Below are 25,287 nucleotides of genomic sequence, written 5' to 3' on the forward strand. Positions count from 1 at the left end.
CTTCAGCCCCGGAGCGCGTGCCGCTCCACCCCAGCCAGCGTCCCCCCGCGGGGTTCGACGTGCACCACCCAGAACGAGCCCTTGCGCAGCCCGAGCTGCTGGGTGACCGGCGCCCCCAGCCGTGTGAGCGCCGCCGACATCAGCTTCGGGACCAGCTCCCCGTGCGTGCAGACGACCGTCGGCCGCCCTTCGGCGAGGACGCGCGCGAACTCCTCGCAGGCCCCCTCCACGTCGTACTCCGACCCCTCCCGCACGGTGAAGGCGCGCTCGGTCCGCATCGGCACGTCGTGCTCCACGGTGTACGGCAGCACCGACTCCGTGCACCGCGCGGCGGCCGAGGAGACCACCCGGGGGCTGCCGTAGGCGCCGAGCACCCGGGGCAGGGCCAGGGCGTCGGACCGCCCGGCCTCGTCGAGGGGGCGCAGCAGGTCGCTCCCGGACCACGCGCGCTTGTCGCCCGCCGACAGGTGCCGCAGCAGGATCACGGGGACGGTGACGGCGGGCCCGGCCCGGAAGTTGTCGAGGACCTGGACGTCGTGGTCGTAGGTGAGCCTGGCCCCTGCCTCCGCCACGGGGACCCACTCGACCAGTTCGACCTCCTCGTTGGGCTTGTAGTCGATCTCCTCGCCGGGACGGTCCGGGGTGGCGGCCCACCACTCCACCTGTTTGGGCCACCCGTCCTTGAGGTAGTGCTGCGGCGGGAGCCTGCGGCCCATCAGCGGGGTCAGCCCCGTCTCCTCCTCGACCTCGCGGACCGCGCCGGTGAGGGGGTGCTCGCCGTTCTTGAGCTTGCCCTTGGGCAGGGTCCAGTCGCCCCGGTCGGGGCGGCGGATGAGGACCACCTCGGTCGCGCCGCCGGCGCCCGTGCGCCACAGCACGGCGCCGCCGGCGCGGATGGGTTCGAGATAGCCGCCGACCGCCGTGTCGCGCGGCGGGAAGGCGCTGGTCACGCGCACCTCCCGTTCCGGGCCCCCGGCGTCCCCGTCCGCGGCCCCGGCGTCCGCGCCGGCCTCCGCTCCCCCGCTCATCCGCCCTCCACCACGCGTAGGTGGCGGTCGCCGCGCAGGCTGTCCTGGAGGTCGACGAGGGGCAGCCCGTCCTCCCCGTGCGTGTGCCGGGTCCACGTGCCGTCGGGTTCGAGCCGCCAGGACGAGGTGCTCCCGGCCATGGCCAGGTCCATGAGCCCGACCAGGCGTCGGCACTGCTCGGGGTCGGCGATCCGGACCAGCGCCTCCACCCGGCGGTCCAGGTTGCGCGGCATCAGGTCGGCGCTCCCGATCCACACCTGCGGCCGCCAGCCGTTGGCGAACACGAAGATGCGCGAGTGCTCGAGGAAGCGGCCCAGGATGCTGCGGACCCTGATGTTCTCGGAGAGGCCGGGGACGCCCGCGCGCAGGACGCAGCTCCCGCGCACCCACAGGTCGACGCTCACCCCGGCCTGGGAGGCCCGGTAGAGGGCGTCGATGATCTCCTCGTCGACCAGGGAGTTGACCTTGATCCGGATCCGGGCGGGGTCGCCCTTGAGGCTGTTCTCGATCTCCTGGGAGATCTGCTGGAGCAGGCCCTCGCGCAGTGCGGCCGGGGCGACGAGCAGTCGGCGGTAGTGCTTCTTGCGGGAGAACCCCGTGAGGCTGTTGAAGAGGTCGCTGACGTCCTCGCCCACCTCCGGCTCGGCGCTGAACAGGCCGAAGTCCTCGTAGATGCGCGCGGTGCTGGGGTTGTAGTTGCCGGTGCCGACGTGGCAGTAGCGGCGCAGCAGGCCGTCGTCGTCCTTGCGTATGACCATGGACAGCTTGCAGTGGGTCTTGAGTCCGACGACGCCGTAGACGACGTGGCACCCCGCGAGTTCGAGCTTGCGCGCCCACTGGATGTTGTTCTGCTCGTCGAAGCGGGCCTTGATCTCGACCAGGACCACGACCTCCTTGCCCGCGTTGGCGGCCTCGATGAGGGCCTCGACGATGGGCGAGTCGCCGCTGGTGCGGTAGAGGGTCTGCTTGATCGCCACGACCGCGGGGTCGGCGGCGGCCATGGCCAGGAACCGCTCGGTGGTGGTGGCGAACGACTCGTAGGGGTGGTGGACGAGCACCTCCCGCCCGCGGATGGTCGAGAAGAGGTCCCCCATGGTCAGGGCGCGCGGCTCGACCGGGACCATGGGCGGGAAGCGCAGTTCCGGCCGGTCCGCGTCGGCGATCTGGGCCAGCCCGGCGAGGTTGAGCGGCCCGGGGACCCGGTAGATCTCCTCCTCCTCGGCGCCGAGCTCCTCGGTGAGGATCGACAGGACCTCGGCGGAGATGGTCTCCTCCACCTCCAGGCGCACGAGGGGGCCGAAGCGTCGGCGCAGGAGTTCGTTCTCCAGCGACGTGACGAGGTCGTCGGTCTCGTCCTCGTCCACCTCCAGGTCGGCGTTGCGGGTCACCCGGAAGGCGTGGTGCTCCAGGATCTGCACGCCCTCGAAGAGCTGGGGCAGGTGGGCGGCGATGACGTCCTCGACCGGGACGAACCGGCCGCCCGGCCGGGGGGCGGGCTCGATGAAGCGCGGCAGGGAGCTGGGCACCTTGACCCTGGCGAACATGCGCCGCTCGTCGAGCGGGTCGCGGACGGTGACCGCGAGGTTGAGGGAGCGGCCGGAGATGTAGGGGAAGGGGTGCGCGGAGTCGACCGCGAAGGGCGTCACCAGCGGATAGACGGAGCGCAGGAAGTAGCCGTGCAGGTACTCGCGCTCGTCGTCGTCCAGCTCCCCCCAGCGCACGATGCGGATCCCGGCGTCCCGCAGGGCGGGGGCGACGCTGTCCTCGAAGCACGCGGCCTGGCGGAGCATCAGCTCGTGCGTGAACAGCGAGATGCGTTCGAGGAGGGCGCGCGGCCGGTGCCCGCTGGAGGAGGCGACGGCGAGCCCGGTGGCCAGGCGCCGTTTGAGTCCGGCGACCCGGACCATGAAGAACTCGTCGAGGTTGCTGGAGAAGATGGCCAGGAAACGGGCGCGCTCCAGGAGCGGGATGTCCTCGTCCTCGGCGAGTTCCAGGACCCGCTGGTTGAACCGCAGCCATCCCTCCTCCCGGTCCATGAACCTGTCGGCGGGCAGCTCGGTGGTGGGTCCCGCTGGCGTTGGCGCTGATTCCGTGCTCACAGTGGGCAGACTCCCCCTCTTTCATGACCGCACGGTGACAACCCCATGAGGGGGAGATGACCTCCACGCGACCGCTATGGACCTTGTGTACCCGCCCACGGGCGGATGTCAGGGTATTTCGCGGACGGATTGCCGGTCTTCCACGATCCGGGGACGGGAAGAGGGCCGGTCACACGGGTGGGGCGGACGGAGGGGAGCGTCCGCGGGGCCCTAGGCGATCCCGATCTGGAGGTCCGGCGGCATGATGACGACGAACATCCCGATCCGCATGACCACGTTGAGCCACGTGTTGCGGAAGCAGGCCCACAGGTAGCCGTAGAACGCGCCGGCGGTGGCGTAGGTGAGCAGGGACAGCCCGGTGTCGTACACGAGGTCGACGCCGGTCAACTGGGACACGGCGTCGTAGGGCTGGATGACCGCGTAGGTGAGCGCGAAGACCACCGAGGTCGCCAGGATGCCGCCCCACCGGCCCATGAGGATCTCCAGGCGGGTCTGCACCATGCCCCGGAAGAAGATCTCCTCGCAGACCGCGACGAAGGCGAACGCGAACACGAAGCCGGCCAGGGGGAAGGACACGGGCGGGAGCCCGGTGTACGGGACGAGCAGGTAGGCGATCACGCCCAGGGCCAGGCCGACCGGGACCAGGCCCGACCAGCGCCAGCCCTCGGTCACCTTCAGCGCGAGGGAGGGCATGGCGGTGCCCTTCCCGTCGATGGTGACGCCCGAGCGGTCCATGACGAGCAGCGGCAGGGTGAAGAGGAACAGCAGCCGGGACACCAGGGAGGCCGACATCGCCAGGTCGGCGCCGATCGTGTCCTCGTACAGGCCGAAGAACAGCGACAGCACGACCATGCTCAGGACGAAGGCGCCCAGGCAGACCGTCAGCCAGGCGAGCTCCCGGCCCAGGGGGTGGCCCACCATCGCCGCGGCGATCCTGCGGTCCAGTGCGTCACGCTCCCCGAACGACCGGACCAGGGCCCAGGCCAGGAGGCCGCCGACCAGCATCGGCCCCCAGGAGACGAGGAAGAGGACGGCGAAGTCGCCCAGGACGTCGGAGCGCAGGTCGGGATGGACGGCCATCGGCACCGCGATGAGCAGGACGGCGAGGGCCGACCACCAGGTGAGCCCCCATCTTCGCGCCATGGTCACAAGAGTCCCCCCTGTATCAGGACTCTCATTCTGCCCAAGAGATAACTAAAAGCTGTCCAATGACCACGGTATGTCGCCACTCGCCTCGGAACGGGGCGCTCCGGACGGCGGCACGGGCCGTGCGCCGGCACGGGTCCGCCCCGTGGCACGCGGTCCCGCCGCGCCGCCCGGCCCGGCCCGCGCCGGGGGCCGGGCCGGGCGGCGGCCCGTGTCAGACCCCGTTGTCCAGGACCGACCTGAGGAACGACTTGGTCCGCTCCTCCTGGGGGTCGCCGAAGATCTGGTCCGGCGTCCCCTCCTCCGCGATCTGCCCCTGGTCGAACATGAGCACGCGGTGCGACACGTCGCGGGCGAAACCCATCTCGTGGGTCACGCAGAGCATGGTGATGTCCGTGCTCTCGGCGACCTCGCGCAGGACGTCCAGGACACCGGCCACCAGTTCCGGGTCCAGCGCCGACGTGACCTCGTCCAGGAGGAGGATCTCCGGGCTCATCGCGAGCGCGCGGGCGATCGCCACGCGCTGCTGCTGGCCGCCGGACAGCTGGGTCGGGTGGGCGTCGATCTTGTCCTCCAGGCCCACCAGCTCCAGCAGCTGCTCGGCCTTGGCGTTCGCCTCCTCCTTGGGAATCCCGAGGACGTGGACCGGGGCCTCGATGACGTTCTGCCGCACGGTCATGTTCGGGAACAGGTTGAACTGCTGGAAGACCATGCCGATGCGCTTGCGGCGCTCGCGCAGGTAGCCCTCCCCGGCCGGGACCACCCCCCCCGAACCGCCGCGGGGCATGTGGCTGAACGGTTCGCCGCCCACCCGGATGACGCCCTCGGTGACCTTCTCCAGGGTCATCAGCAGGCGCAGGATGGTGGTCTTCCCCGAGCCGCTGGGCCCGATGAGGGTGACGCGCTCGCCGGCGTCGACCGAGAAGTCCAGGCGGTCGAGCACGGTGAGGTCGCCGAAGCGCTTGACCACCTGGTCGAAGACGATCAGGGGCTCTCCCCCGGCCGCGCCGCCCTGGGGCCGTGCGTTCGTAGGGGTGTCAGACGGCGGCATAGCGTCGCTCCAGTCGTCGGATGATGATCGCGGACGGGATGCTCACGAGGAGGAACAGGAACCCGACGAGGGTGAACGCCTCCACGATCTTGAAGCTCGCCTGGCCGACCTGCTGGGCGGTGGCCAGGAGCTCCACGACCGTGATGGCGAAGAGCAGCGGGGTGTCCTTGAACATCGCGATGAGGTAGTTGCCCAGCGCGGGGATGACCTTGCGGATCGCCTGCGGCAGCACGATCGCCCCCCACGTGCGCCGGGCCGGGAGGCTCAGCGCGCGCGCCGCCTCCCACTGGCCCCTGGCCACGCCCTCGATGCCCGAGCGGTACACCTCGGCGGTGTAGGCCGCGTAGTGCACGCCCAGGACGACGATGCCGACCATCAGGGGCGAGAAGCCCGCGGGCACGAGCGCGAAGACGAAGACCAGCTGCACCAGCAGCGGCGTGGTGCGGATGAACTCCATCACCACGTGGACGATCGTCCCGAGCACCGGGATCCGGCGGACCATGGCGATCACGAGGCCCAGGGCCAGCGCGATCAGGTAGCCGAACACGGTGGCCTGGACGGTGACCCACAGGCCGCGCAGGAGGTCGGGCATGACCTCCAGGGTGAACTCGAAGTCCCAGATCACTTGGCGACACCCACCTTCGTGCCCACGGACGGGGGTCGCAGGAGCGCCAGCAGCCCGGTGCCCCCGGGCGGGATCCGTCCCAGCTTGCGGTTGGCGCGGCGTTCGAGCAGTCGCATGCCGAAGATCAGCACCTGCGCGATCAGGTAGTAGAGGATGAGGGCTCCGGTGAAGGCCAGGACCGTCTCACCCGTGGCGGAGCGGATCTGCTGCGCCACGGCCGTCAGGTCGGCCACACCGATGAGGTAGGCCACCGCGGTGGCCTTCATGAGCTCGATGACCAGGTTGCCGAACGTGGGCAGCATCTGCGCCCACGCCTGGGGGAGCACCACCAGGCGTGTCCGCTGGAGCCACGACATGTTCAGCGCGACGCACGCCTCCACCTGGGCCTTGGGCACGGCGTTGACGGCAGCGCGCACCACCTCGGCGCCGTAGGCTCCGAGGTTGATGCCCAGGGCGACGATCGCCGCGAAGGTGTCGTCCAGCTTGTAGCCGGACACCAGCGGTAGGGCGTACGCCATCCAGAACATCAGGACCAGTGCGGCGATCCCGCGGAAGACCTCCACGTAGACCGTGGCCACGGCCCGGGGAAGCCAGTGCTTCATGCTGCCCAGGATCCCGAAGACCATGGCCAGCACGAAGGCCAGCGCACTGCCACCCGCGGTCAGCTGGATGGTGATCAGAGCGCCGTCGAGATATCGGGGGAGCTGCTCGATCAGGAAGTCCACGTCGTGGTCATCCCTCGCAGAGTTCGGCGGTGGTCGTGTCGTCCGGGAGGTCCGCCTCGGTGAAGCCCCACTCCTCGCCCAGTTCCAGGAGGCGGCCGCTCTCCTTGAACTCGGCGATGACGCGGTTCATCTCCTCCAGGAGCTCGGTGTCCTCCTGGCGCACGCACAGTCCGCCCCAGCCCTTCTCCTCACGGCCGTCGATCTCGGGGAAGAACGCCTCGGTGACCTCGAAGGGGCCGCCGCGGTCGATGAGGAGGTACTCGTGGGAGACCTTCAGCATGGACACCGCGTCGACGCGGCCCGCCTCCAGCAGCTCGTAGCCGGTGGTCTGGTCGGGGATGAGCTCCAGCTGGCCCTCGGGCACCTCGAAGTACTCGGCGTAGCCCTGCTCGACCGAGCCGTTGAGGACGGCCAGGGTCAGGTCGGGGTTGTCCACGAACGAGGTGAAGTGCTCGATGCCCTCGGGGTTGCCCTCGTTGACGAGGAAGGCCTCGGGGGACGTGGCGGTGGGCTCGGTGAAGGCGACCTGCCCACAGCGGTCCGGCGTGATGAACACGCCGGCGGCGAGGACGTCGAATCGGTTCGCCTGAAGGCCGGGGATCAGGCCGTCCCAGGTGACGGGGGTCGGCTGGATCTCCGGGACGCCCAGCTCCTCGAAGACCGCCCTGGCGACGGCCGGGGACTGCCCGGCGGGGGCCCCGCTGCCGTCGATGAACCCGAACGGGATCTCGTTGGCGAGGCCGACGCTCACGAAGCCCTGTTCGCGCAGGCGTTCCAGGGTGGACTGTCCCCCCTCCTCCCCACCGCCTCCCCCGTCGACCCGGGTGCAGGCGGCGAGGCCGACCGTGGCGAGCCCCACGCCGCCCAGTCGGAGTGCGTCTCGGCGGCCCCAGGTTCCTCGGCTGACCGCTGGTACCTGCTTCTTCACGACTGCTCCTCGGTGATTCGCGAGGCGGCGCCCCCGGCCGGGAAGGCAGGACGGGTGCGCCGCGCGTTCGGATGGTGGGACGCCTGATGCGGGCGGTGCGCGGCGCCGGGCCGCGGCTGCGGCCGCCGGTCGGGACACGGAGCGGCGGCGCCGGCACGGGGTCTCCCTCCCCGAGCACATCCGGCAGTAACGAGACGGGTTTAGTCCGTTATGCACTGGTTATGGATACGCGGTCACCGGGTGACCCGGCTTTCGGCCTGTTCAGGGCGGGTCACCTGTACCTGGTGACCCTGGGTCCGGGGCCCGGTCACACTGGGGCGTCGGCCCTCCACCGCCCTTCCCCCGTTCCGCCCCCCGGGTCCGCAGACCCTCATCAAAACCCAGAAAACGACCGTGGGCGGGGTCCGCCACGCGGATCCCGCCCACCTGCTGCCGTGTCGGCGCCCTACGCGGGGGCGTCCTCCTCCACGACGAGCGGGTAGACCCCGTTCTCGTCGTGGACCTCGCGCCCGGTCACGGGCGGGTTGAACACGCAGAGCACGCGGAAGTCCGTCTTGGGACGGACGGTGTGCTTCTCGTGGCCGTTGAGGAGGTAGAGGGTGCCCGGGGTGATGGTGTGCTTCTCCCCGGTCTCCTCGTTGGTCAGCTCCGCCTCGCCCTCGATGCAGTGCACGAGCTCGACGTGGTTGGCGTACCAGAAGGTCGACTCGGTGCCCGCGTACAGGACGGTCTCGTGGAAGGAGAATCCCACCTTCTCCTTGGCCAGGATGATCCGGCGGCTGCGCCAGTTCTCCGTCTTGATGTCGGCCTCGGTGTCGTTGACCTCGTCCATGCTGCGAACGATCACTGGCTAGCTCCTTAAACGCGCTGCTGCGCCTTGCTGGGGTGGTGCGACGCGGCGCGGGGCCGGACGACCCTCCCTCGTGGGAGTGCCGTCCGACCCCGTACCGCGTGGATGTGGAACCGCCGTCCGGGCCCTAGGCCGGCTGCGCCACCTTGACCGCGGCACGGGCCGCGTCAGCCATGATGTCAAGGCCGGCGGTCAGTTCCTCCTCCGTCGCGGTGAGCGGCGGAAGAAGTTTCGCGACCTCGTCCTCGGGCCCGGAGGTCTCCAGGAGCAGGCCCCGGGAGAACGACTCGGCCGCCACCTTCTTGGCGATGCCCTCCTGCTCGAAGGCCAGGCCCCGGGCGAGCCCGCGACCGCGCACGTGCGCGCCGAAGGCGGAGTGCTCCGCCGCCATCTCCCCCAGGCGCGCGGCGACCATGTCGCCCTTGGCCTTGGTGGAGGCGGCGAAGGAGCCGTCGCTCCAGAAGCGGCGCAGCGCCTCGGCGCCGGTCACCATCGCCGGGTTGAATCCGCGGAAGGTGCCGTTGTGCTCGCCCGGCTCCCACACGTCCAGCTCGCGCTTGAACAGGGTGAGGGCCATGGGCAGGCCGTAGCCGCTGATGGACTTGGACAGCGTGACGATGTCCGGGGTGATCCCGGCCTCCTCGAAGCTGAAGAAGTCGCCGGTGCGGCCGCAGCCCATCTGGATGTCGTCGACGATCAGGAGGATCTCGTACTCGCGGCAGAGGTCGGAGAGCTCCCGCAGCCACTGGGCGCTGGCGACGTTGATGCCGCCCTCGCCCTGGACCGCCTCGACGATGACGGCGGCGGGCTTGTCCAGTCCGCTGCCGCTGTCGTCCAGCAGGCTGCGCAGCCACAGGAAGTCGGGCGTGCGCCCGTCGAGGTAGTTGTCGAACGGCATCGTGGCGACGTGGTCGAGCGGCACGCCCGCGCCGCCGCGCTTCATCGAGTTGCCGGTGACGGCCAGGGCCCCCAGGGTCATGCCGTGGAAGCCGTTGGTGAAGTTCACGATCGTCGAGCGGCCGGTGTACTTGCGGGCCAGCTTCAGCGCGGCCTCGACCGCGTTGTTGCCCGCAGGACCGGGGAACTGCACCTTGTAGTCGAGGCCCCGCGGTTTGAGCACGATCTGCTCGAAGGTCTCCAGGAACTCGCGTTTGGCCACGCTGTAGGCGTCGAGGCTGTGGACGATGCGGTCGTCCGTCAGGTACTCGATGAGCGAGGTCTTCAGTTCGGGGTTGTTGTGCCCGTAGTTGAGCGAGCCCGCTCCCGCGAAGAAGTCGAGGTAAGGCTTGCCGCTCTCGTCGTAGACATGGCTTCCGACCGCCCTGTCGAAGACGACCGGCCAGTTCCGGCAGTATCCGCGGACTTCGGACTCCAGGCGCTGGAAGGTCTCCATCGTGTGTACCTCGGTTCCTTTCCCCAGGTTCGTGGGCTCATGGCTTGGACGACGGGGTGGGTCGGGATCGGTCGATCCGGTGCGGATGGTCAGTCACGCCCCTGACCCGGTGACTGCCCGAACGGACCGATCCGGACCAGGTCCTCGGGCTCGTGGGGGGCGCCCCCCTCCTGGGGGAAGTGTTCCCCGGTCAGGAGCGGACTCCACACCGCCTCGGTGTCCCGGTCCCGGGCGAACGACGCGAACAGCGCACGGGAAGCGGTGTTGTCGGGTGTGACGGTCGCTTCGAGATAGCGCAGACCACGGTCGGTGATCCGGTCGCCGATGAAGTCGAGCATCCGGCGGGCCAGCCGCTGTCCGCGGAACGCGGAGTCGACGGCGACCTGCCAGAGGAAGTACGTGTCGGGACTGTCGGGACGCACGTAACCGGTGACGTAGGCCGCGACACGGCCCTCGTCGTCGCGTGCGACGACGCTGGTCGTGGCGAAGTCCCGGCACCAGAGCGCGTAGGCGTACGGGGAGTTGACGTCCATTCCCGTCTCCCGGGCCAGCCGCCACATGTGCGGCCCGTCCTCCGGGGACGGGTGCGCGAGGCGCACGTCCCCACGGCCCGCGGCCCCTGCGGTCTCAGGGCTCTCGGCCCCGGTGTCAGTTCGGTCGCGTGCTTGGAGGTTCGTTCGTAGATGTGGCACGTCGATCGAATTTAGCGAACGAATGTCAATGAGGTTCCGGAGAGATTCCGCGCAGATGTTTCGGGAGGTTCGCATCGGGTATGGCCCGTTTATTTAGCAGCGGACCAAGGCCCTGACCAGGGCTTTCAAGGGGAGTCGCGGCGGCTCCGATGGCGCGGTGCACGCCCTGCCCATCAGGCGGTTCGGCGGGCGGGCCGGGTGCGGGCGGCGCGCGCGGGCGGCGGCGACGCCTCGCGCGGCGGCCGTCCGACACGGTCAAACATAGAGCTTGACCGAGCAATATTAAGCGTGCGTTAAGTCACATCAATTCGGTGGGAACCTCGCGACATAACGCCTCTTCGGGACGGCGCCTCAGGTCACACGCTACGCGGCGGGGCGCCGAAAAGGGTTCGTGCGCTGGAATTTCCCGAGCTTTCCCGCCCCCGCCCGCCCCGCGCGCACGGCCGCGCCCCCGCCCTCCGGGGGCGCGGAGGGGGGCTGACACGGTCGAACGTCCTTGATGATTCGGCGGATTTCCAGCAGACCCCGTGTAGTACGACCTCATGTAGTACTACACTTGGTCGCATCGCTTCGCCGCAGTTCCGCCCGGTCGACGGGAACGCGGGCGGGGCGGAGGACTTCCGGCCCCGCCGCGGGAACACGGCGCGGCCCACGGACCATGGACCAAGCCACGGATCGGAGGCGCCCCGTGAACCGCCTGTACCACGAGAGCGAGGACTGGGTCGAGCAGGGCAACTGCCGCTCGTACGACCCGGAGATCTTCTTCCCGGTGAGCAGCACCGGGATCGGGCGCGCCGACACCGAACAGGCCGTCGCCGTCTGCCGCAGCTGTACTGTTCGCCAAGAGTGCCTGCGGTGGGCCCTTCGTGCCGGTGAGGCTCACGGAGTCTGGGGTGGCACCACCCCCGAGCAGCGACGCTACATGCGGCGCGAGCTCGTACCGGCCGGTTAGCGGACCCCCGGGTCCGCCTGCGCACGAAGGCTGCGAAGGGCGACGGAGGAGGCCGCCGGGAGCGCGGGGGATCGCGCCCGGCGGCCTCTTCCACGTCCGCGCCCCGTCCCGCCGCCCCTCCCGGCGTCGCCCCCGCCCCGCGGCCCGGCAGGAGGAGCCCGGCCGCCCGACCGGAAACGCGAGGTGCCCAACCGTGGACCGCCCTCCCGCTCCGTGCGGAACCGCGACCCCAGGGGCACGATTCTCACCTTTCGGAGATCTTGCGGCCCCCCGGGGCACGGCCTAGGTTCGTTCACGTGCGACCCGCCCACGGCACACTCCGCCTCACACGCACGGCGTCCCTCGCCGCGGCGTGCACCGGGCTGGCCTGGGGCGGCCACAACCTGTGGGCGGAGGTCCCCGCCTCCGCCGGCGGGTTCGCCGCCGCCACCGCGGTGCTCTTCCCCGTGCTCTGGTTCTTCACCCGGGCCATGCGCGGCTTCGGCGACATCCTCGCCGTCATGGCGACGGTCCAGGTCGCCCTGCACCTCGTCCTCCAGGGCTCGGTCGCCCCCGTGTTCGGCTCCCTCGGCGCCGGGCACCCCCCGGGCCACGGATTCCTCGCGCACGCGCTCGGCTTCGCGCCCGGCATGCTGCTCGCGCACCTGTGGGCGGCCCTGCTCGCCTCCGCCCTCCTCGCCCACGGCGAGGCGGCCCTGTGGTTCCTCGCCGCCCTGTTCGCACGCGCACTGCCGCCGCTGCTCGCCCCCCGCCTCGCGTTCGGCGCCGCGGCTCCGGTCCGGTCCCCGGCCCGTTCCGCGGCGCCCTCCCCCGCCCCGCTCTCGGCGCACCGGCCCCGGGGTCCTCCCGGTCCGTCCCCGTACGCACTGTGAGAGGCCCGGACCGCGCGACCCCGTACGGGGACCCGTGCGCCGGGCGCGAACCGACCACGAACGCTGAGAGAAGAACATGACCACCACCAGCAGCACCCCCGTCGCCGGGACCGGGGCCGCCTCCCGCGTGCTCCCGCGCGCGGCCGCCGCCCTCCTCGCCCCCCTCGCCGCCGCGGCACTGGCGCTGGCCCCCTCGCCCGCGCTGGCCCACGACGTGCTGACCGACTCCAGCCCCGAGGACGGGCAGACCCTGGAGACCGTGCCCGAGGAGGTCGTGCTGACCTTCAACAACGCGCCGATGGAGGGCGGCAGCGGCAGTGCCGTCGTCGTGACGGGACCGGACGGGGAGACCACCTACGAGGACGGTGAGCTCTCGTTCGACGGCACGGACGTGTCCGTGGCCCTGAGCCCCCTGGACGAGGCCGGCGAGTACACCATCGGGTTCCGCGTCGTGTCCTCCGACGGCCACCCCATCCAGGACAGTCTGACGTTCACGGTGACCGAGGAGGCCGCGGCCGCCGCGGCTCCGGAGCCGGAGGCGGGCGAGAGCGAGGCGCCGGCCGCCGAGGAGGCGGACGAGCCCGCCGAGGAGCCCGCCGCGGAGGAGGTCTCGGCCGAGGAGGCCGACGAGGGCGGTGTCTCCCCCGTGGCGCTGGCCGTGGTGGCCGTCGTCGCGATCGCGGGCATCGGCGCGGTCGTGCTCGTCCTGGTCCGGACGCGCAACCGCCCGGGCGGCGGCGCCGATCAGAAGTAGGCCGGCGCGGACCCGTGCGGTCCGCGAGCGGAAGGGGCCCGTACACCTCGCGGTGTACGGGCCCCTTCGTGTGCTCCCCGTGCCGGCCCGGCCCCGCGGAGCGGGAGCCGCGCGCGTCGGAGCCGGGGTCAGACGCGGCGCGCCAGCAGGATGCTGATGTTGTCCTTGCCGCCGGCCTCCATGGCGGCCTGCCACAGGGCGTGCACGGCGGCCTCGTCGCTGCCGGCCTCGGCGATCATCCGCTCCATCTCCTCGGGGAGGACGAGGTCGGACAGCCCGTCGCTGCACATGAGCCAGGCGCTCGGGTCGGCCGCGTCGTCGCGTCCCACGTGCGGGACCATCGAGCCGCCGGAACTGCCGCCCAGGGACTGGGTGATGAAGTTCGTGGTGACCGGGCGGCCGTCCTCGGAGGGGGGAAGCGCAGGGGAGTCGTCCTCGGAGAGCTGCCGCAGGCGGCGTCCCTCCAGGCGGTAGGTCCGGGAGTCGCCGACGTTGAACCAGAAGTTGCCGTCGTTGTTGAGCAGGACGCCGGCGACCGTGGTCCCCATGCCGGAGAACTCGGTGTGCTGGAGGGCGTGGTCCTTGATCTCCTCGTCGATGTTGCTCAGCAGTTGGGCGATCTCCTCGGGGCCGTTCAACCGCGGCCCCATCTCGGCCATGCGGTGCACCGCGTGCTCGGAGGCGATCTCTCCCGCGGCCTGCCCGCCGATCCCGTCGGCGACCGCCAGGATGACGGGCTCGCTCACCGGCAGCACGCAGCGGACCGGAGAGGTCATGTTCGCACTGGCGACGGTGAGAGCACCCATGACGACGGCGTCCTCGTTGGCGGGGCGGATAGCGCCCCGGTGCGTGAGGGCCGTGACAATGACTTCCCCACCAGCGACACCCATACGCCCTTCCTCCCGTTTCGTCGGCCGTGGCCGGTTGCCCGGCGCCACGCGCCGGACCTTGGTCGAGTCCCGTTCAACGTCTGGATTCTGTAACCGTACCGACCTACTGCTGGAGTCGGTCAAAATCCGCGTACATCATGGCGGAAAACACCCGGATATGCAGTTCCCGCACCGGTTCCGGCCGATAAAAGTGCTGTGACGGGTGGGCCTCCGGTGTGTGTCGCGGCCTTCCGTGGTCCCGGTCCGACAGTAGCGGCGTCCACGCGCGCCCGACAGGGCCGATCGTCGGGTACGGAGAACCCCCAGCGCACAGGGGTACCCGGGGTATTACGGTCTGCCCCGAAGTCTCCTTGGGGCATGGCGCGAGACGGGCCCTGCGTTGTCCGCCCACGAGGCGTCTGGCAGAATGGGCCCCGTTGGGTGTCTAAGACGCAGACACACACGACCCGCCGCGTGCGCCGCGACTCCGTCGCGCCCGCGGTCCTCGATCTCCTTCGACGGTCGTTTGGTGTGATCACTGTGCGTCTGCCCTGCCTCTCTTCCTTTCCCGGTTCGCCCCGCAGCAGCCGCGTGCCCTCCGTGCACGCGGCCGTCAGTGCTGCCCGGCGTCCACCACCCGCTGTGCCCGGGCGTTCCCGACCCGTGCGCCCGCTCTCCCCTGGATCGCACAGCCGCCGTCCCGCCCGGGGGGATTCCGATCCCCGCTCCGGAGTCACCTCGGGCGTTCGCACCTACGACGGGCACCGTTCTCGCCCAAGGAGTCCAGCCCAGTGAAGATCGCCATGATCGCCGAACACGCCAACCCCCTCCCCGCCCACCGGGGCGAGCCCGCCTGCCCCGCGAGCCTGCACGTCTGCGCGCTCTCCCGGCAGCTGGCCAAACTCGGTCACAAGGTGACGGTCTACGCCCGTCGCAGCGACCCCGAACAGCCGGAGGGGCGCACCCGGATGGCGCGGGGCGTCTCCGTCACCTACCTCGACGCCGGGCCCGCCAGCCCGCTCCCCGCCGAGGAGCACGCCGAGCACACCGGCGCCTTCGGCACCGCCCTGGCCGCGGTCCTGGACGAGGACGCGCCCGACGTCCTGCACGCCATCGGCTGGACCAGCGGCCTGGCGGCGCTGCACGCCCAGGCGCACAGCGAGAGCGACCAGAGCGGGACCCCCATCGTCCAGACCTTCCACTCCCTCAACGCCAGCGAACAGCGCTCCGGGCTGTCCCACCACCCCGAGCGCGCCCGCATGGAGACGATCCTCGCCTCCCGCGCCGACCACGTCCTGGTCAACTCCACCGACCAGCAGGGCGAGCTGGCGCGCCTGGGCGTGCCCCGGCACCACGTGAGCGTCGTGCCCTTCGGCGTGGACCCCGACCACTTCAGCATGGAGGGCGGGACCTCGGCCGAGCACTGGACCTCCCGGCGCGAGGAGCGCGCACGGCTGGTGTCGGTCACCTCCCTGACGGAGGCCGGCGGCGCCGACCGCCTCGTCGAGTCCATGACCCGGCTGCCCGAGGCGGAGCTGCTCATCGTCTCCACCGCCGAGGACCTCGACGTCGCCCTCGACGAGAACGCCCGCCGGGTGGAGCTCCTGGCCAAGGAGGCCGGCGTCGACGACCGCGTCCACCTGGTCGGGCCGGTCGAGCGCAAGGAGCTCCCGCGCCTGCTGCGCTCGGCCGACGTGTACGTGTCCGCCGCCTCCTACGACCCCTACGGCGGCGCCGTCCTGGAGGCCATGGCCTGCGGTCTGCCCGTCGTGGCCACCGCGACCGGCGCGACCCCCGGCGCGGTCCTGCACCGCACCAGCGGCGTGCTGATGCGGTTCGGCCGGCCGGACGAGGTCGCCCGTTCCGTGCGCGCCGTGCTCAACACCCCGACCATGAGCACCGCGTACGGGATCGCCGCCGTGGACCGCGCCCGCTCGCGGTTCACGTGGCAGCGGATCGCCGTGGAGACCGAGATCGCCTACGACCGGTCGCGCCCGCAGCCGGCGGAGGACGAGGGCGCCGACGGGGGCGAGACGGACAGCCTCCTGCTGTCCGGGGCCACCCGCTGATCCGTGTGGTCTCCCATCCCCCCGTGTCCGTGTCCCGAGCCCGGCGGAGCCCCCTCCGGGCGGCCGGGGCGCGGAGCCGTGCGCCGATGACCTTCGAGCACCAGGGACTCCTCTTCGAGAGCGAGGGGCGGTTCCACGACACGGCCCTGGAGCGGCTGCGGTCCGCGCTGGGCGGCGACGCCCACGCGGTGCTCGCCGTCTCCGGGGCCCGCGCCGCAGCGCTCGTCGGGTCCCTGTCCCCGGCGGAGGGCGCGCGCGTCCACGTGCTCGACAGGGACGGGCTCTACGAGGCCCCTGGGCGCACCCTGGCGGCCCTGCACCGCCTGACCCTCGCCCACGAGCCCGTGGCGCTGGTGGCGGAGCCACCGCCCCCCTCCGGATCGGGCACGGAGACGCGCGAGTGGCTGCGCCTGGAGTCGGTCCTGAGCACGGCGCTGGCGCCCCTGAACCTGCGCCTGCTGTGCGCCTACGACGGGCGGGTGCTCGGCCCGGGGGCCCGCGCGGCGGTGCGCGCCACCCATCCGGCGCTGGTGGGCCCCGAGGGGCCCGGCCCCAACCCCGGCTACCTGGGCACGGCGGCGTTCGGCGCCCTGCCGGCCGCGCCGGACCCCCTGCCGGCCCGCGGGCCCGTCCACCGGTTGGAGATCGGGCTGTCGCTCCCCCGGCTGCGCCGTGAGCTGACCGCGCTCTGCGCGTCCCTGAGCCTGGCGCGGCACCGGGCCGAGAGCCTCGTCGTGGCCGTGAACGAGCTGGCCGCGAACGTGCTGGAGCACGGGGCGGGCAAGGGCTCCGTCAGCCTCTGGCGGGGACCCGACCGGTGGGTGTGCGACGTGTTCGACGAGCACGGGGGCCTCGCCGACCCGCTGGCGGGCTACCGTCCCGCCGACAGCATGCGCCCGCGCGGGTACGGGCTGTGGATCACCCGCCAGAGCTGCGACTTCCTGGAGATCAGCGGGGACGGCGGGGGGTCGACGGTACGGCTGCACTTCGTGGACGGGCTCGGGGGGCTCAGCCCCTGAGCGAGTCGACCGCCTCGCCGGTGCTCGGCACGATCGGGATGACCTGGTCGATGCCGGCTATCACGAACAGGCGGTTGACCTGCTGCTGCGGCTCGGCGACCACGAACCCCACGTCCAGGTCCCGGCCGCGCCGGAAGGCCGCGACGAGCACCCCGATGCAGCGGGAGTCGCAGAAGCCGACCTTGGCGAGGTCCACCACCACGCCCCGCGGCCGGTCGGCGGCCAGGACCTCCTCCAGGACGTCGGCCAGGCCGGGAGAGGTCACCGCGTCCATCTCCCCCACGGGGGTGACGACGACGACGTCATGCTCGCGACGGATCGAGATGTCTGACGTCACGGTCGCTTCTCCTTGTCGCTGCGGGTCGGAGCCTCATCATGGCGGTTTTCGATCACGCTCCGGACTCGTCACCCGCCGTGTTCTCCATGACCAGGTCCCTGGCCACGTCCACGACCCGCTTGCGGTTGCGCTGGGCGACCTCCCGCAGCGCGGAGAAGGCCGTGTCCGCGTCGCAGCCGCGCGCGTGCATGATGATGCCCTTGGCCTGGTCGATGTACGTGCGCGCGGACATCGCCCGGCGCATGTGCGCGGTCTCGCGCGCCACGTCGGCCTGGCGCCCCACCGTGTGCAGGGCCGCCGCCGCGTGCTCCGCCAGCAGTGCGGTGAGCGGCGCGACGACCTGCTCGTCGAAGGCGTCGGCGCGGCCGGAGTGCACCCCGAACGTGACCACGCGGCCGTCGTCGGCCCCGTCGCCGGACAGGAGGCTGGGCAGGGTGATGGAGGAGCGGTCGCCGCACTGGACGGCCATGGCGGTGTAGCTCGGCCACCGGTGGGGTTCGCGGAGCACGTCGGCGACCCTGACCCGGGCCATCTCCCGCACGGCCTCCACCGTCGGGCCCTGGTCGGTCGTGTACTGGTGCTCGAAGGCGGCGGAGAGGTCGGCGTGGGAGGCGCCGTAGTCGGTCACCACGTGGCGGACCGTCCCGTCGGCCCCCTCGACCTCGCGCCACAGCACGACGAGCGCGGCCGAGCAGCCGGGGACCCCGAAGGCGGCGGCCCTGCTCATCTGGTCGAGGGCGCGTTCGAGGGTGGTGTTCTCCGCCTGTCCCAGCGCACCGATGTCGCGGGCCAGGCGTTCGATCCACACGGCGGGGCCTCCTTCCGCGTCCGGGGCTCACCCGCTAACCGTAACCTTGGGGACCACGGACCCGGACATCCGGGAGAGACCAGCCACGACGGGAGCCCTGAGCGTGCCGGAGAACCTCGCCGCGTTGCAACGCGAGACCACTGCTCTCGGCGAGAGGATAGTCGCCCTCCGCAACACGCACACGACGTACCCGGACGACGCCGAGGGCACCGCCGAGGCGGCCCTCGCGGAGCTGGAGTACGCGGAGCGCCTGCTCAACGACGCGGGGGCGCAGCTGGCCCGCGCCCACAGCCAGCCCGGGCCGCGCCGCCAGAACGACGACGACCGCAACCTGCTCCGGGCCGTGTTCACGGAGCTCAGCGTCCCGGTCCTGCTGCTGGACCACGAGGGGTACATCAGGCGGATCAACAACGCGGGGGCCGCCCAGCTGGGCAGCGCGCCGGGCTACCTCACCGGGAAGACCTTCGCCCACTTCGTGGACCTGCGCAAACGGGCGGCGATGCAGTCCTGGCTCGCGGCCGTGCTGCGCGGCGACGGGCCGGCCTCGCTGGAGTCGCGGCTGGCGCAGCGCGGGTGGGCGGAGGACGTCCACCTCACCCTGACGCGCCTGGAGCTGCCGACCGAGCCGAACCCGCTGGTGCTGGTGGCGATGTCGCCGCCGATGAACGGGGCCGAGGAGGAGGCCCCGTCCCCGCTCGAACCGGAGGTGGAGGACCAGGTGGTGGTCCTCGCCGCGCGCAGGCTGGACGTCCTGACGAGGATGACGCGGCTGCTGCTGCGGTCCGCGGGGCCGGGCGGGGCCGGAAAACCGCTCGCCCTCGCGGACGCCGCCGAACTGCTCGCCGACTCCTACGCGGACTGGGTGGTCGTGGACGTGTGCGACCTGCCCACCGACCCCGGGGCCGCCCGGCGCGCCGTGGTCGCCGGTCCCCCCGACGCGGCGCCCGGTGTGCGGGAGGAGGTCGCGGCCGTGCCGCCCGGGGACTCGGAGATCCCCGGCGAGGTGCTCGGCCGGGGCCAGTCCCTGCTGTTCCCCCTCATCGAGGACGAGTCGGTGCTGGGCAGCGCCGGGTCGGGCGCTCCCCTGCTCGCGGTCCTCGGGGCCGGATCGCTCCTCTCCGTCCCGCTCCGGGGGAGCCGGGGCGTGCGCGGGGCGCTCACCCTGATCCGCCGCAGCAGCCGCAGCAGCTTCCGCCTCGCCGACCTGGGGCTCATCGAGGAGATCGGCGAGCACATCGGACTCGCGCTCCCTCCCCGCCCCGTCCCCTGAGCCCGCTCCCCGTTCCAGGGGAGGTCCGCGTGGGCGCAGCCCCGCCCCCGGGGTGTGCGCGCCGGCCGACTCCGCCCCGGCGGGGCCGGTGCCAGCCGATCCCTGCCCCGGGGGTGCGAGTGAGAACGAACCCCTGCTTCCCGGGGGGTTGTCCGTGAGGGCGCCGCCGGGGTGCTGCAGGACGAGTCGAGCCGCGAGCGAGGAACGAGCGGCAGGCGCAGACGAGGACGAAGCACACCGGCCTCAAGGCGCCCGAACCCCGGGGCGAAGCGGAGCGGAGCCCCAAGGACAGCAGGGGTCGAGCCGCGAGCGGGGAACGAGCGGCAGGCGCAGACGAGGACGGAGCACACCGGCCTCAAGGCGCCCGAACCCCGGGGCGAAGCGGAGCGGAGCCCCACGGCAAACACAGGAAGCACCCCGGCTCCCAGGCGCCCGGACCCGGGGCGGAGCCCCACCGCAGTACGGCGGGGCCCCACGGCGGGCACGGCCCTACTCGGGGCCGTGCAGGGTGTCCACCAGTGTGGACAGCTGCGACACCGACCGGTCCATCCGGCGCACGCCGTTGACGAGGGGCTGGTCCACGTCCTGGTAGTTGGTGACGATGTGCTCGCGCAGTTCGGCGAGGTCGGCCTGCACCTGCCGGGAGCGCTGCGCCAGCTGCTCGGCCAGGACCTTGCCCGGCTCCCCGGTCTCCTGTCCGAGGTCGCGCTGGAGGGCGCGGGCCTGCTCGCGCATCTGCGCCTTGAGCTGGTGCAGCTCCACGAACACCTCGACCTTGGAGCGCAGCACCCAGGGGTCGAAGGGCTTGAGCAGGAAGTCGACCGCGCGCGACGCGTAGCCGCGGAAGACCTGGTGCCGGTCGATCTCCTGTGCCGTCAGGAAGATGATCGGCACGTCCTTGGTCTTCTCGCGCTGCTTGATGTGGGCGGCGGTCTCGAACCCGTCCATCCCCGGCATGACCACGTCGAGCAGGATGACCGCGAAGTCGGTGCCCAGGAGGTGCTTGAGCGCCTCCTCCCCGGAGTTCGCACGGACCAGGTTCTGGTCGAGGGACGTGAGGGCGGCCTCCAGCGCGATCAGGTTCTCGTCGCGGTCGTCGACGAGAAGGATGTTGGCCTTCTGGGTCACTTCGGGTTACTCCAGGTCTTCGGTCGGGGTGCTGGTGCCAGTGTCCCCGTTCGGGTCGTTGTTATCCCTGGTACCGGTGCGGGTGTCGTCGCCGTCGCCGGCCGTCGCGCCATTCTGCCCGGTCCGTGTGTCGTCCTCGCCGTCGGCCCCGGTCCCCGCGTCGGCGGAGGCCGCCGCGGCGGCGTCCTCGGCCGCCGCTCCGGCGATGGTCTCCTCACGGCCGGCGGTGAGCCAGCGCCGCATGACGTCGAGCAGGTGGTCCAGGTCGACGGGCTTGGTCACGTAGTCCGTGGCGCCCGCCGCGAGGCTGCGCTCGCGGTCGCCCTGCATGGCCTTGGCGGTGAGCGAGATGATCGGCAGGTCGGCGAACTGCGGCATCTCCCGGATGCGCTGGGTCGTCTGGTTGCCGTCCAGCTCCGGCATCATCACGTCCATGAGGACGAGGGAGATGTCCTCGTTGGCCTCCAGCCTGGCGATGCCCGCGTGGCCGTTGTCGGCGTAGAGCACCTCCAGCCCCTGTGCCTCCAGGGCACTGGTCAGGGCGAAGACGTTGCGCACGTCGTCGTCGACGATGAGGACCCGCTGGCCGGCCAGGACGGCGCGCCGCTCGGGGTCGGTGCGCGCCTCGGCCTCCTTGGGCTCCTCCGCGGCCTCTCCCCCGGCCGGTGCGGCCGGCTCGGGCGCCTTGAGCACCGGGACGGTGGGCAGCGGCTCGTGGCCGATGTCGGTGAGGGCGGCCACCGCCGCGTCGAAGTCCTCGTCCGGCATGGCGAAGTCGTCGTTGATCGGGACGCCCGTCCCGAACCCGACCCCGAAGGCGTCCTGGGCGGGGTCGGTGTCGCCGCGGCCGGTCTCCGGCATGGGCACCGAGGACACGCCGACCGCCTGGTCGTCCCGGTCCCCGGCGTCCTCGGGAAGGCGGACCGGCAGCAGCAGCGTGAAGGTCGAGCCCTGGTTCGCGACGCTCTGCACCCGGATCTCACCGCCGAGCAGGCGGGCGAAGTTCCGGCTGATGGACAGGCCGAGGCCCGTGCCGCCGAACCTGCGCGACGTGCCGCCGTCGCCCTGGTGGAAGGCCTCGAAGATGACCTGGAGCTTGTCCTCGGCGATGCCGATCCCGGTGTCCGCGACCGTGAAGGCGATGACCTCCTCGTTCTCCTCGAACATCTCCAGATCGGCGTCCTCCAGCGCCCACGCGGGCTCGATGAGGAGGCGCACCTCGCCCTGCGGCGTGAACTTGACGGCGTTGGACAGCAGGTTGCGCAGTATCTGCTGGAGCCTCTGCTCGTCGGTCCACAGCGTCCCCGGGATGTCCGGCGACACGTCCACCGCGAACGCGAGCCCCTGCTCGCCCGTGACCGGGCGGAAGGTCGCCTCGACGTAGTCCACCAGCTGCCCGATGGACACCTCGCTCGGCTGGACCTCCGCGCGGCCCGCCTCCACCTTGGACAGGTCGAGGATCTCGTCGATGAGCAGCAGCAGGTCGCTGCCCGCCTTGTGGATGGTCTGGGCGAACTCGACCTGCTTGGGCGAGAGGTTCTGCTCCCCGTTGTCGGCGAGCAGGCGCGCCAGGATGAGCAGGCTGTTGAGCGGTGTGCGCAGCTCGTGCGACATGTTCGCCAGGAACTCGGACTTGTACTTGGAGGAGACCTGGAGCTGGTGCGCCCGCTCCTCCAGCGCGTTCCTGGACCGCTGGATCTGCTGGTTCTGGAGCTCGATGGCCCTGTTCTGGTTGGCGAGCTGGGTGGCCTTCTGCCGGAGTTCGGCGTTCTTGCCGCGCAGCTCCTCCTGCTGGCGCTGGAGCTCGTTCGAGCGCTCCCGCAGCTGGCTGGTGAGCTGCTGCGACTGCTCCAGCAGGTGTTCGGTGCGGTTGTTGGCGAGGATGGTGTTGATCGTCGTGCCGAGCAGGGAGACCAGCTGGCGCAGGAAGTTCTTGTGGATCTCGCGGAACTCGCCGTAGGAGGCGAACTCCACGACGCCGAGGGCCCGCTCCTCCGAGACGATCGGGAGGATGTACAGGTTGCGGGGCGAGGCCTCGCCCAGGCCGGACTCGACCTTGACGTACCCCGGCGGGATGTTGCCGACCTGCTGTTCGACCTGCTGGGAGAGGGCCTCGCCGATGAGCCCGACGCCCTTGCGGACGCGTCGGCGGCTCTCGCCCGGCTCGAAGCCGAACCCCGCGTAGAAGAGGAAGTTCTCCTCGTCGTCCTGGGCCTCGGGCAGGTAGCAGGCTCCGTGCTGCGCGCCGATGAGCGGCGTCACCTCGGTCATGATGAGGCGGGCCAGCTCCTTGAGGTCGCGGTGGCCCTGGATGTGGCCGGAGATGCGGGCCACGTTGGACTTGAGCCAGTCGGCGTCGCGCTGGGTGGCGGTGGTCTCGCGCAGGTTGGACACCATCAGGTTGATGTTGTCCTTGAGCTGCTCCATCTCGCCGCGGGCGTCGACCTGGATGTTGCGGGTCAGGTCGCCCTCGGCGACGGCGCTGGCCACCTCGGCGATCGCGCGCACCTGCGTGGTGAGGTTGCCCGCCAGCCCGTTGACGCTGTCGGTGAGCTGCTTCCAGGTGCCCGAGACGCCCTCGACCTTGGCCTGGCCGCCCAGCTGGCCCTGGCTGCCCACCTCGTGGGCGACGCGGGTGACCTCCGTGGCGAAGGCCGACAGCTGGTCCACCATGGTGTTGACCGTCGTCTTGACCTCCAGGATCTCGCCCTGGGCGTTGACGTCGATCTTCTTCGTGAGGTCTCCGGCCGCGACCGCCGTCGTCACCTCGGAGATGTTGCGCACCTGCGTGGTGAGGTTGTGCGACATCGAGTTGACGTTCTCGGTGAGGTCGTTCCAGATGCCGGACACGCCCTTGACGTTGGCGCGACCGCCCAGCTTGCCCTCGGTGCCGACCTCGCGGGCGACCCGCGTGACCTCGTCGGCGAACGCGGACAGCTGGTCGACCATCACGTTGATGGTGTCCTTGAGTTCGAGGATCTCCCCCTTGGCGTTGACCGTGACCTTCTTGGTCAGGTCGCCCGCCGCGACCGCGCGCGTGACCATGGAGATCTGCCGCACCTGGTAGGTCAGGTTGTTGGCCATGGAGTTGACGTTGTCCGTCAGGTCCTTCCAGACCCCGGAGACGTCGCGGACGTGGGCCTGACCGGCGAGCTTGCCCTCCGTGCCCACCTCGCGCGCCACCCGGGTGACCTCGCTGGCGAAGGAGTCGAGCTGGTCCACCATCTTGTTGATGGTGTCCTTCAGCTCCATCATCTCGCCCTGGGCGTCCACGGTGATCTTCTTGGTGAGGTCGCCGGCGGCGACGGCGGTTGTCACCTGGGAGATGTTGCGGACCTGGTAGGTGAGGCTGTTGGCCATGGAGTTGACGTTGTCGGTCAGGTCCTTCCAGATGCCCGACACGCCCTTGACGTTGGCGCGACCGCCCAGCTTGCCCTCGGTGCCGACCTCGCGCGCCACGCGCGTGACCTCGTCGGCGAAGGAGTCGAGCTGGTCGACCATGGTGTTCACGGTGTTCTTCAGGGCCAGCATCTCGCCCTGCACGTCGACCTGGACCTTCTGGGTCAGGTCGCCCCTGGCCACCGCCGTCGTGACCTGTGAGATGTCCCGCACCTGGTTGGTCAGGTTGTCCGCCATCGAGTTGACGTTCTCGGTGAGGTCCTTCCAGATGCCCTGCACGCCGCGCACGTTGGCCCGGCCGCCGAGCTTGCCCTCGGTGCCCACCTCGCGGGCCACGCGCGTGACCTCGTCCGCGAACGTGGACAGCTGGTCCACCATCGTGTTGACGGTGTCCTTGAGGTCGAGCATCTCGCCCTGGACGTCGATGGTGATCTTCTTGCTCAGATCACCCCGGGCCACGGCCGTCGTCACCTCGGAGATGTCGCGGACCTGCACGGTGAGGCGGGACGCCATCTGGTTGACGGACTCGGTGACCTCGCGCCAGGCGCCGGAGACGCCCTCGACCCGCGCGGAGCCGCCGAGCTTGCCCTCGGTGCCCACCTCGCGGGCCACGCGGGTGACCTCCTGGGTGAACCCGCTCATCTGGTCGGCCATGCGGTTGACGGTGGTGGCCAGCCGGAGCAGGTCGCCCCGGAGCTCGCCGCGGCGGCCCTCGGTGGAGGCGCGGCGGCTCAGCCGGCCCTCCGCGACCGAGTCCAGGACCTGGGCGACCTCGGACAGGGGTTCGGCGACCTCGTCCAGGAGCTCGTTCAGGGCCTGGGCGCTCTCGCCCCACGCCCCGCGGGAGGGGTTGACGTTGACGCGCTCGTTGAGCCGCCCCTCGTCGCGGACGACGTCGCCGACCCGCTGGAGCTCCTTGCTCAGCTGCTCGCTGTGGTCCACCACCTCGTTGAAGACGGAGGCGATCTCCCGGACCGTGCCGCTGCCGCGCTTCCGGAGGCGGACGCTGAAGTCGCCGTCGCGCATGCGGTACAGGGCACGCAGAATCTCGTCGAGCTGGTCGTCGGCCACCAGTTCCTTGACCGCCTCGGGCATCGAACCCCCTCCTCAACCTGCCTGGTCACCTCTGTGTCCCGCCGGTGCGCCCCGGCCCGGGGGCGGGGCCCCCCCCCGGGGGGGGGGGGGCCCCCGCCGGGGGGCCCCGCGCCGGGGGGCCCGAGGGGGGCGCGGCACCAATGGGGGAACACCCCGCCCCGAACCCCCCGCAGTGCCC

The 25,287-nt window shown here is 71.5% G+C and carries 21 protein-coding genes; 6 read left to right on the forward strand and 15 right to left on the reverse strand.

The features are described from left to right. Positions 1-2 precede the first annotated feature (2 nt). The 10 genes from ACIRPH_RS25190 to ectA form a co-directional block, all read right to left on the reverse strand. The gene (locus ACIRPH_RS25190; protein WP_402918650.1) at positions 3-1,028 is read right to left on the reverse strand and encodes an NUDIX domain-containing protein; all 1,026 of its coding nucleotides are present in this window, start codon (positions 1,026-1,028) and stop codon (positions 3-5) included. Then, the gene (locus tag ACIRPH_RS25195; protein ID WP_402918652.1) at positions 1,025-3,127 is read right to left on the reverse strand and encodes an RNA degradosome polyphosphate kinase; all 2,103 of its coding nucleotides are present in this window, start codon (positions 3,125-3,127) and stop codon (positions 1,025-1,027) included. Before ACIRPH_RS25195 ends, ACIRPH_RS25190 begins: the two co-directional genes overlap by 4 nt. A 210-nt stretch (positions 3,128-3,337) precedes the next feature. After that, on the reverse strand, positions 3,338-4,270 hold the full coding sequence (locus ACIRPH_RS25200) for a lysostaphin resistance A-like protein (protein ID WP_402918654.1): 933 nt from the start codon (positions 4,268-4,270) through the stop codon (positions 3,338-3,340). A 217-nt stretch (positions 4,271-4,487) separates the two neighbouring features. Next, positions 4,488-5,324 (reverse strand): ectoine/hydroxyectoine ABC transporter ATP-binding protein EhuA, encoded by an 837-nt coding sequence (gene ehuA, locus ACIRPH_RS25205; RefSeq protein WP_402918656.1) that lies wholly within the window; start codon positions 5,322-5,324, stop codon positions 4,488-4,490. Then, entirely contained in the window at positions 5,311-5,949 is a 639-nt protein-coding gene (gene ehuD / locus ACIRPH_RS25210; protein ID WP_402918658.1) for an ectoine/hydroxyectoine ABC transporter permease subunit EhuD, read from the reverse strand. The genes ehuA and ehuD overlap by 14 nt, the downstream gene beginning before the upstream one ends. Further along, positions 5,946-6,674, reverse strand: coding sequence for an ectoine/hydroxyectoine ABC transporter permease subunit EhuC (ehuC, locus tag ACIRPH_RS25215; RefSeq protein ID WP_402918660.1), 729 nt, complete (start codon positions 6,672-6,674; stop codon positions 5,946-5,948). The genes ehuD and ehuC overlap by 4 nt, the downstream gene beginning before the upstream one ends. Before the next feature lie 7 nt (positions 6,675-6,681). Beyond that, complete coding sequence (gene ehuB, locus ACIRPH_RS25220) at positions 6,682-7,533, reverse strand: ectoine/hydroxyectoine ABC transporter substrate-binding protein EhuB (RefSeq protein ID WP_402919099.1); 852 nt, start codon at positions 7,531-7,533, stop codon at positions 6,682-6,684. Positions 7,534-8,047: 514 nt separating this feature from the next. Continuing rightward, positions 8,048-8,449 carry an ectoine synthase gene (locus ACIRPH_RS25225; RefSeq protein ID WP_267946611.1) on the reverse strand — a complete coding sequence of 134 codons (402 nt, stop codon included), beginning with the start codon at positions 8,447-8,449 and terminating at the stop codon, positions 8,048-8,050. Positions 8,450-8,579: 130 nt separating this feature from the next. Continuing rightward, complete coding sequence (gene ectB / locus ACIRPH_RS25230) at positions 8,580-9,845, reverse strand: diaminobutyrate--2-oxoglutarate transaminase (protein WP_402918661.1); 1,266 nt, start codon at positions 9,843-9,845, stop codon at positions 8,580-8,582. 89 nt (positions 9,846-9,934) lie between these two features. Then, complete coding sequence (gene ectA / locus ACIRPH_RS25235) at positions 9,935-10,444, reverse strand: diaminobutyrate acetyltransferase (RefSeq protein WP_402919101.1); 510 nt, start codon at positions 10,442-10,444, stop codon at positions 9,935-9,937. Between the two features lie 781 nt (positions 10,445-11,225). Between ectA and ACIRPH_RS25240 the strand changes: the two genes are divergently transcribed. From ACIRPH_RS25240 to ACIRPH_RS25250, 3 genes are all read left to right on the forward strand, one after another. Beyond that, positions 11,226-11,489: a WhiB family transcriptional regulator gene (locus tag ACIRPH_RS25240; RefSeq protein WP_402918663.1), complete on the forward strand. Its 264-nt coding sequence runs from the start codon at positions 11,226-11,228 to the stop codon at positions 11,487-11,489. A gap of 296 nt (positions 11,490-11,785) precedes the next feature. Beyond that, complete coding sequence (locus tag ACIRPH_RS25245; protein WP_402918665.1) at positions 11,786-12,361, forward strand: copper resistance protein; 576 nt, start codon at positions 11,786-11,788, stop codon at positions 12,359-12,361. Positions 12,362-12,437: 76 nt separating this feature from the next. Continuing rightward, on the forward strand, positions 12,438-13,115 hold the full coding sequence (locus ACIRPH_RS25250; protein ID WP_402918667.1) for a copper resistance protein CopC: 678 nt from the start codon (positions 12,438-12,440) through the stop codon (positions 13,113-13,115). Between the two features lie 128 nt (positions 13,116-13,243). On the opposite strand, the gene ACIRPH_RS25255 is transcribed toward ACIRPH_RS25250, so the two are convergent. Next, complete coding sequence (locus tag ACIRPH_RS25255) at positions 13,244-14,005, reverse strand: PP2C family serine/threonine-protein phosphatase (RefSeq protein ID WP_267946617.1); 762 nt, start codon at positions 14,003-14,005, stop codon at positions 13,244-13,246. Between the two features lie 770 nt (positions 14,006-14,775). Here ACIRPH_RS25255 and ACIRPH_RS25260 point away from each other — a divergent pair. Together ACIRPH_RS25260 and ACIRPH_RS25265 are read left to right on the forward strand one after the other, a co-directional pair. Beyond that, a complete protein-coding gene (locus tag ACIRPH_RS25260) occupies positions 14,776-16,053 on the forward strand; it encodes a glycosyltransferase (protein WP_402918670.1) in 1,278 nt (425 codons plus the stop codon). An 86-nt stretch (positions 16,054-16,139) separates the two neighbouring features. Next, positions 16,140-17,072, forward strand: coding sequence for an anti-sigma factor RsbA family regulatory protein (locus tag ACIRPH_RS25265; RefSeq protein ID WP_402918672.1), 933 nt, complete (start codon positions 16,140-16,142; stop codon positions 17,070-17,072). Here ACIRPH_RS25265 and ACIRPH_RS25270 read toward each other — a convergent pair. Then, positions 17,062-17,409 (reverse strand): STAS domain-containing protein, encoded by a 348-nt coding sequence (locus ACIRPH_RS25270; protein WP_402918674.1) that lies wholly within the window; start codon positions 17,407-17,409, stop codon positions 17,062-17,064. The genes ACIRPH_RS25265 and ACIRPH_RS25270 overlap by 11 nt on opposite strands. A 52-nt stretch (positions 17,410-17,461) precedes the next feature. Beyond that, a complete protein-coding gene (locus ACIRPH_RS25275) occupies positions 17,462-18,217 on the reverse strand; it encodes an ANTAR domain-containing response regulator (RefSeq protein ID WP_402918676.1) in 756 nt (251 codons plus the stop codon). Positions 18,218-18,320: 103 nt separating this feature from the next. Here ACIRPH_RS25275 and ACIRPH_RS25280 point away from each other — a divergent pair, with 103 nt between their 5' ends. Further along, positions 18,321-19,487 (forward strand): PAS domain-containing protein, encoded by a 1,167-nt coding sequence (locus tag ACIRPH_RS25280; protein WP_402918678.1) that lies wholly within the window; start codon positions 18,321-18,323, stop codon positions 19,485-19,487. Between the two features lie 489 nt (positions 19,488-19,976). On the opposite strand, the gene ACIRPH_RS25285 is transcribed toward ACIRPH_RS25280, so the two are convergent. Together ACIRPH_RS25285 and ACIRPH_RS25290 are read right to left on the reverse strand one after the other, a co-directional pair. Next, complete coding sequence (locus tag ACIRPH_RS25285; protein WP_402918680.1) at positions 19,977-20,615, reverse strand: two-component system response regulator; 639 nt, start codon at positions 20,613-20,615, stop codon at positions 19,977-19,979. Positions 20,616-20,621: 6 nt separating this feature from the next. Beyond that, positions 20,622-25,109 (reverse strand): HAMP domain-containing protein, encoded by a 4,488-nt coding sequence (locus tag ACIRPH_RS25290; protein ID WP_402918682.1) that lies wholly within the window; start codon positions 25,107-25,109, stop codon positions 20,622-20,624. Positions 25,110-25,287: the final 178 nt, after the last annotated feature.

The sequence above is a fragment of the Nocardiopsis sp. NPDC101807 genome (assembly GCF_044766605.1).
Lineage (GTDB): Bacteria > Actinomycetota > Actinomycetes > Streptosporangiales > Streptosporangiaceae > Nocardiopsis > Nocardiopsis tropica.

Excerpts from the sequence above, each read along its gene's own strand:
- ACIRPH_RS25250 (WP_402918667.1), top strand. The coding sequence starts at position 12,438 with ATGACCACCACCAGCAGCACCCCCGTCGCCGGGACCGGGGCCGCCTCC.
- ehuA (WP_402918656.1), bottom strand. The coding sequence starts at position 5,324 with ATGCCGCCGTCTGACACCCCTACGAACGCACGGCCCCAGGGCGGCGCG.
- ACIRPH_RS25200 (WP_402918654.1), bottom strand. The coding sequence starts at position 4,270 with ATGGCGCGAAGATGGGGGCTCACCTGGTGGTCGGCCCTCGCCGTCCTG.
- ectB (WP_402918661.1), bottom strand. The coding sequence starts at position 9,845 with ATGGAGACCTTCCAGCGCCTGGAGTCCGAAGTCCGCGGATACTGCCGG.
- ACIRPH_RS25265 (WP_402918672.1), top strand. The coding sequence starts at position 16,140 with ATGACCTTCGAGCACCAGGGACTCCTCTTCGAGAGCGAGGGGCGGTTC.
- ACIRPH_RS25290 (WP_402918682.1), bottom strand. The coding sequence starts at position 25,109 with ATGCCCGAGGCGGTCAAGGAACTGGTGGCCGACGACCAGCTCGACGAG.
- ACIRPH_RS25190 (WP_402918650.1), bottom strand. The coding sequence starts at position 1,028 with ATGAGCGGGGGAGCGGAGGCCGGCGCGGACGCCGGGGCCGCGGACGGG.
- ACIRPH_RS25255 (WP_267946617.1), bottom strand. The coding sequence starts at position 14,005 with ATGGGTGTCGCTGGTGGGGAAGTCATTGTCACGGCCCTCACGCACCGG.